Raw genomic sequence first — 5386 nt, 5'->3', positions numbered from 1 at the left:
GCCCGCAGGGCCAGCTCCGCGATCCGGGTGGAGTAGCGGGCGTCGATCTCGGCGATGCGGCGGTCCCGTTGGGCGCCCACCCGCTCTGGTACGGCAGCCGCGGCCCGCTGGACCCGGGCCAGTCGTTCCCGCCCGGCGGTCAGGTCGGCCTGGGCGGCGGACAGTCGGGTGCGGGTGGCGCCCAACGCCTCGGCGAGGGTGTCCCGGACCCGGCTGGCCAGCTGACCGCGCCGGTCAGCCATCGGAGTCCCGACGCGTCGGCGCGTCCCGCCAGGGGCTGCCCGAGCGTGGGGGCGGCCCAGCGGGGCGTGGCGGCGGCCCGTCCGAGCGCTGCGGCAGACCACCGGAGCGCTGCATCGCACCGCCGGCGCGGGGAACCGCCCCCGCCGACCGCACGGTCCCGCTCGGCTGCTGCGTGCCCGCCGGTTGCCCCGCCCGCGCCGGCTGCCCGACGTCGCCTCGCTGCCCCGAACCCGCCGGTTCTTTCGCGCCGCCGGCCGGCAGGTCCCGGCCCAGGCGGGCGAGCAGCAGCCCGGTCGCCACCCCGGCGGTCACCGCGGAGTCGGCGGCGTGCGGTGGTTCCCCCGAGGCGCGCGGCGGCGGCATCCGGCACACCCGGGTCAGCAACGTCTCCAGCACCGGCGGCGGCAACCCGGGCAGCAGGTCGCGCACGCGTCCGTCCAACTCGCCGCGCAGCCGCCCGAGATCGGTGGCGCGAGGCGGGTGCCCGAGCAACTCGCCGGCCAGCTCACGCAGCAGCGGCGGCGCCAGCGCCGCCATGCCCAGCCCCACGTCGGCCGGGGCTCGGCGCAGCTCCTTGCGGAGCCGGTCCCGGTCGCCGGAGCGGACACCACCCACCACTCGGCGCAGCAACTCCTGGGAGTCGCCCACCTGCTCGTCGGGCTCGTCGTCGGTGCCCTCGCGCCCGCCGGTCAGCTCGGCCACCCGCACCGACCACCAGCGGCGCATTCGCACCTGCTCGGCCGGCTCAGGCGCGACCACGGCGGGCCCGGACACCGGTGGCGTGTCGTGTCGGGGAGCGCGTTGCTGCTCAGGGCGGGGCGCTGGGGCGCCGTCCGCGCCGAGCCCGATCGCCGTCAGGTACGCCGACAGCTGTTCCTGGGCCACCCGCAGCGCGTAGCCGGCACTCTCGGCGTGCTCGGTGGCGGCGGAGAGCTCGGGCACCCCCATCGGGTTGGCCGACTCCTGTCGTACCCAGCGCAGCCGCTCCGCGGCCAGGCCGAACTTCTCCAGCGCCTGCCCGAGCAGCGCGACCGGGAACTCCTCGGTGGCGGCACGGACCTGCCCGCCGACATCCTCGATGATGGACATGACGGCCTACAGAGTGGAGACGTAGAGCTGCGCCTGCTCCACCGCGACAAGTGTCGCGGCGAGACACTCCTCCAGCTCCTGGCTGGCCTGGGTCAGTGACGCCTGGGCCGCCTCCACAGTCTCGTGCCCGCTGCCCTCCAGCGCCCCGGCAAGGGTCTGCTGTGCCTCGGAGAGTTTCTCGCCGGCTGCCTGCACGGCTGTCTGCCCGTCTCCGATCTGTTGGAGGGCGACATCGATGGCAGCCTTCAGCTCGGCGACGCTCGCCACGGCGGAACCTCCTGGGGGCGGGGAGATCTCCATTAGAGCCTATCGCCGGTTCCGAAAGAACATCCGCCCTGTCGGTGTTCCTGCCCGCCTGTCCGGAAGGCCCTCGGAAGTGCCGGGAGTCCGATCTGTGGGAGTCCCAGTGCGAGAATTTCTCAGTTGCTGGTCGGGTTCTCGCGGAGCCAGCGCGGGCCGTACACCTCGGCGCCCAGCGCCGTCACCCGGCCGCGCAACTCCCGGTCGGCGGTGACCACTAGCCGCCGACGCCGCGGCGCGCCCTCCACCAGCTCGACCACCGTGTCGTCGCCGGAGCCGGCGGCGGAGACCACCCGCACACCCTCGGTGCCCGGTACGCCCCGCGCGGCCCCCTCGACCACCAGGACCACCTCCACCGGGGCGGTCAGCCGGGCCGGCAACCCGATGGTCGCCACCGGGGCGAGCGAGTCGCGCAACCGGGCAGCGGCCCCGGCGCGGTCACGCCACCACCCGTTCGGGCGCGAGCCCACCACGTTGGCGCCATCCACGATCAGCAGCGGGGTCTCATCCATCCGGTCAGCCTGCCACCACCGCCCGTCCCTGGCCCGACGCCACTCCCGGAATGCCGGTCCTTCGCCACCTGCGGCGTTTGTCGGGCCGCGCGCCGGGTAGCCCCTGCCGACCGTGCCGAGCCCTACTGCGGAGGACAGACATGATGGGACCCGGTGACATCGGCTCCGACCCGTGGGACGAATTCCTGGCCAGGTACTTCGGCCGGGGCGAGGGAGGGCGCCGACCGCCGCACCGGGTCGACATCACCCGACTGATGACGGCGGACGCCCGGGAGATGCTGGCCGACGCGGCCCGACGGGCCGCGCAACGGCAGAGCAGCGACCTGGACACCGACCACCTGCTCTGGGCGGCGCTGCAACGCGAACCGCTGCGTGACCTGGTACGCCGGGCCGGGGCCGACCCGGACACCCTGCTCAACGCCCTCGGCGGAAAGGGCGACGGCGCGCCACGCGGGGAGGTGCCGCCCAACCTCTCGTTGACCCCCGCCGCCAAGCGGGCGCTGCTCGACGCCCATCAGCTGTCCCGCGCGATGGGTGCCAACTACATCGGCCCCGAGCACATCCTGATGGCGCTGCCGCTCAACCCGGAGTCGCCGGCCGGGCGGATGCTGGCCGCCGGCCGGATCCAACCCGAGTCGTTGCAGGCCGCCAACGCCGAGCGCGGGCCGATGACCGGGCCGAAGCCGGACCGTGGCACCCCCACCCTGGACCAGTACGGGCAGGACCTCACCGACCTGGCCCGCAACGACCAGATCGACCCGGTGATCGGGCGGGCCGACGAGATCGAGCAGGCCGTGGAGATCCTGTCCCGGCGGACCAAGAACAACCCGGTGCTGATCGGCGAGGCGGGCGTCGGCAAGACCGCCATCGTCGAAGGGCTGGCCGAACGGATCTGCGACGGCGACGTACCGCAGACCCTGCTCGGCAAGCGGGTCGTCCAGCTCGACCTGGCCGGTCTGGTCGCCGGCACCCGTTACCGGGGCGACTTCGAGGAACGGCTGAAGAAGGTGATCGACGAGATCCGTGCGCACCGGGACGAGCTGATCATCTTCATGGACGAGATCCACACCCTGGTCGGGGCCGGTGGCGCCGGCAGCGAGGGCGGAATGGACGCGTCGAACATGCTCAAACCCGCCCTCGCCCGCGGCGAGCTGCGGGTGATCGGCGCGACGACGCTGGACGAGTACCGCAAGAGCATCGAGAAGGACGCCGCCCTGGCCCGGCGCTTCCAGCCGGTGCTGGTGCCCGAGCCCAGCGTCGACGACACCATCGCCATCCTGCGCGGGCTGCGCGACCGGTACGAGGCCCACCACCAGGTGCGCTTCACCGACGAGGCGCTGGTCTCGGCCGCCGAGCTGTCCGACCGGTACGTCACCGACCGGTTCCTGCCGGACAAGGCGATCGACCTCATCGACCAGGCCGGCGCCCGGGTGCGGCTGCGGACCCGCACCCCCGCGTCCGACGTGCGCGAGCTGGAGCAGGAACTCGACGAGGTACGCCGGGACAAGGAACAGGCCGTCACCGACGAGCAGTACGAGCGGGCCTCCGCGCTGCGCGACCGGATCTCCGAGCTGGAGGAGGACATCCGACGCGCCAACGGCGAGGACGGCTCGTCCGGATCCCAGGTGCCCGAGGTGGGCCCCAAGGAGATCGCCGAGGTGGTCTCCCGGGCCACCGGCATCCCGGTCAGCCAGCTCACCGAGGAGGAACGCGACCGGCTGCTGCGCCTGGAGGGTCACCTGCACCAGAAGGTGGTCGGTCAGGACGACGCGGTCACCGCGGTCGCCGAGGCGGTGCGCCGCTCCCGGGCCGGGCTGGCCGACCCGGAGCGACCGATGGGCAGCTTCCTGTTCCTCGGCCCGACCGGTGTCGGCAAGACCGAGTTGGCGCGGGCCCTGGCCGAGGCGTTGTTCGGCGAGGCGGACCGGATGGTCCGGGTGGACATGAGTGAGTTCCAGGAGCGGCACACGGTCAGTCGGCTGGTCGGCGCGCCGCCCGGATACGTCGGGTACGAGGAGGCCGGTCAGCTCACCGAGGCGGTGCGTCGCCGCCCGTACGCGGTGGTGCTGCTCGACGAGATCGAGAAGGCCCACCCGGACGTCTTCAACATCCTGCTCCAGGTGCTCGACGACGGGCGGCTCACCGACAGTCAGGGTCGCACTGTGAACTTCAAGAACACCGTCCTGATCATGACGAGCAACCTCGGCTCCGAACTGATCACCGGCGCCCAGCGCTCGGTCGGCTTCGGCACCGGGGACGTGGGCAGCGAGCAGGAGAGCAACGAGCTGCGCGAGCGCCTCATGCGCCGCCTTCAGGAGAACTTCCGCCCGGAGTTCCTCAACCGCATCGACGAGGTCATCATCTTCCGCCGGCTCGAGGCCGAGCAGCTGCGCGACATCACCGCGCTTCTGTTGGAGGAGACCCGCCGCCGGATGCACGCCCAGGACCTCCAGGTGGAGTTCACCACCGCCGGCATCGACTGGCTCGCCGAGCACGGCTACCAGCCGGAGTTCGGCGCCCGCCCGCTGCGCCGGGTGATCCAGCGGGAGGTGGACAACCACCTGTCCCGGATGCTGCTGGAGTCGGCGATCTCGCCGGGGCAGAAGGTCACTGTGGACGTCCGCGACGGGGCGCTCACCTTCGACGTAACAGCGGGCGAGCGGGGGTACACCGCCGCCACGACCACACACCCGCGATGAGCGGGCCGGCGCGAAGGGACGAACAGGAGGACCCGCACCAGCCCGCGGAGTCCGCGAAACCCCGGGACGAGGACGACCATCCCGACCCGATCCTGGCGTCGCCCACCGCGAACCCCCGCCGGACGCGGGTGCCCGCGGAGGGCCTGCACCCGAAGACCGACCAGGACGACCCGGAGACGTCCGGGCCGCCGCCCGGAGAGGAGACCTGATGGTACGCGAAGCGCGGCTCGACCCCGAGGTGGAAGTGCTCTGGGAGGACTTCCACGCCGAGGTCAACGTCCCGTCGGAGCAGCTGCGGACCTGGCTGCTGACCCGGGGTTCGGGGGAGGAGTCGTTCAGCCCGAACCCGAACCTCGACCTGCCCCAGCCCGGCCGGGAGATCCTCAAGGTGCTCAACAAGCGCAAGGTGGACCTCACCCCGGAGGACATCGAGGTGATGCGGGAGGCGGTCGAGCGGATCCGCGAGCTGATGGACGCCAAACCGTCGCGCGGCAACGCCGACGACAACTGGCGGCACTCCCTGCTGGACCTGGGTCACGACCC

General features: G+C 72.9%; 7 protein-coding genes. 3 read left to right on the top strand and 4 right to left on the bottom strand.

Features of this window, described 5'->3' with window-relative positions; translation table 11 throughout:
* From AB0B48_RS31755 to AB0B48_RS31740, 4 genes are all read right to left on the bottom strand, one after another.
* Window positions 1-242, bottom strand: a 242-nt coding sequence (locus AB0B48_RS31755) for a hypothetical protein (protein WP_357208057.1), incomplete at its 3' end; no start/stop codon positions are given.
* Window positions 235-1332 carry a hypothetical protein gene (locus tag AB0B48_RS31750; RefSeq protein ID WP_357208054.1) on the bottom strand — a complete coding sequence of 366 codons (1098 nt, stop codon included), beginning with the start codon at window positions 1330-1332 and terminating at the stop codon, window positions 235-237. The genes AB0B48_RS31750 and AB0B48_RS31755, both read right to left, overlap by 8 nt.
* 6 nt (window positions 1333-1338) lie before the next feature.
* Window positions 1339-1599: a hypothetical protein gene (locus AB0B48_RS31745; protein ID WP_030332749.1), complete on the bottom strand. Its 261-nt coding sequence runs from the start codon at window positions 1597-1599 to the stop codon at window positions 1339-1341.
* A 152-nt stretch (window positions 1600-1751) separates the two neighbouring features.
* Entirely contained in the window at window positions 1752-2144 is a 393-nt protein-coding gene (locus tag AB0B48_RS31740; RefSeq protein ID WP_355007896.1) for a hypothetical protein, read from the bottom strand.
* A 140-nt stretch (window positions 2145-2284) separates the two neighbouring features.
* On the opposite strand from AB0B48_RS31740, the gene AB0B48_RS31735 reads away from it, so the two are divergent.
* From AB0B48_RS31735 to AB0B48_RS31725, 3 genes are all read left to right on the top strand, one after another.
* A complete protein-coding gene (locus AB0B48_RS31735) occupies window positions 2285-4843 on the top strand; it encodes an ATP-dependent Clp protease ATP-binding subunit (protein ID WP_355007897.1) in 2559 nt (852 codons plus the stop codon).
* Window positions 4840-5052 carry a hypothetical protein gene (locus tag AB0B48_RS31730; protein WP_357208051.1) on the top strand — a complete coding sequence of 71 codons (213 nt, stop codon included), beginning with the start codon at window positions 4840-4842 and terminating at the stop codon, window positions 5050-5052. The genes AB0B48_RS31735 and AB0B48_RS31730 overlap by 4 nt, the downstream gene beginning before the upstream one ends.
* On the top strand, window positions 5052-5386 hold a 335-nt coding region (locus tag AB0B48_RS31725; protein WP_357208048.1), incomplete at its 3' end, for a DUF3140 domain-containing protein. The genes AB0B48_RS31730 and AB0B48_RS31725, both read left to right, overlap by 1 nt.

Origin of the sequence: Micromonospora sp. NPDC049089, from assembly GCF_040648775.1 — a bacterium.
Lineage (GTDB): Bacteria > Actinomycetota > Actinomycetes > Mycobacteriales > Micromonosporaceae > Micromonospora.
This window is presented reverse-complemented; position numbering and strand designations above follow the sequence as displayed.

What these genes read in the sequence shown, in the direction of transcription:
- AB0B48_RS31750 (WP_357208054.1), bottom strand. Translation starts at nt 1,332, where the DNA reads ATGTCCATCATCGAGGATGTCGGCGGGCAGGTCCGTGCCGCCACCGAG.
- AB0B48_RS31740 (WP_355007896.1), bottom strand. Translation starts at nt 2,144, where the DNA reads ATGGATGAGACCCCGCTGCTGATCGTGGATGGCGCCAACGTGGTGGGC.
- AB0B48_RS31735 (WP_355007897.1), top strand. Translation starts at nt 2,285, where the DNA reads ATGATGGGACCCGGTGACATCGGCTCCGACCCGTGGGACGAATTCCTG.
- AB0B48_RS31730 (WP_357208051.1), top strand. Translation starts at nt 4,840, where the DNA reads ATGAGCGGGCCGGCGCGAAGGGACGAACAGGAGGACCCGCACCAGCCC.